The organism is Vibrio sp. 2134-1, assembly GCF_033339495.1.
This window is the reverse complement of the sequence record NZ_JAWOUS010000807.1, coordinates 1-554: the sequence shown is the minus strand read 5'-3', so window position 1 is coordinate 554 and position 554 is coordinate 1. Positions and strand designations below refer to the sequence as shown.

1 pseudogene is annotated in these 554 nt (G+C 48.2%); it reads right to left on the bottom strand.

The features are described from left to right. Positions 1–554: pseudogene (locus tag R7R78_RS28650) on the bottom strand (MFS transporter); the annotation flags it as partial.

Sequence of the window (554 nt, the reverse complement as noted above, 5' to 3'; positions counted from 1 at the left end):
TCAACTTCGAGTAATAGCCAATTTGCTCGTTGCTAAAGCCAATGTCTTTGTAGAAAGCAATCGACATGCGGCCCAGGAATGCTTCGCCAATCTTAAACAAGAAGACAAACAGCAACAGGGTTATCGCGACGCGAACACCATTGCGGTTGAAGAAATCGAGGAAAGGCTCAACAACGGTGACCGTAAACCACGCCACAAGTTTTGAACCGACGACTTCTTTGTGTCTTTGTTCCGCTTCGGATTGGAGCTTTTCACGTTGTGTGACTGGTTCGCCCACTAACAAAGTGAACACCATGAGTACCACAACAACGGCTGCCATACCGTAATACACACCGTTCCAGCCGATAGTATCGGCGTTAACAAACGCCAAGTATCCCGGCAATGAGTAGCCTGTCCACCATCCGATGACTGCCATAGCCGAAGCTTGTGGCAACTTAGATTCTTCCGATTTTGGAAAAGTATCAATTCGGAAAGCGTCGATGGCGATGTCTTGTGTTGCCGATGCCGTTGCAATACACAAGGCGAGCAGAGAGGCGAAAATGAGATTTTCCGCA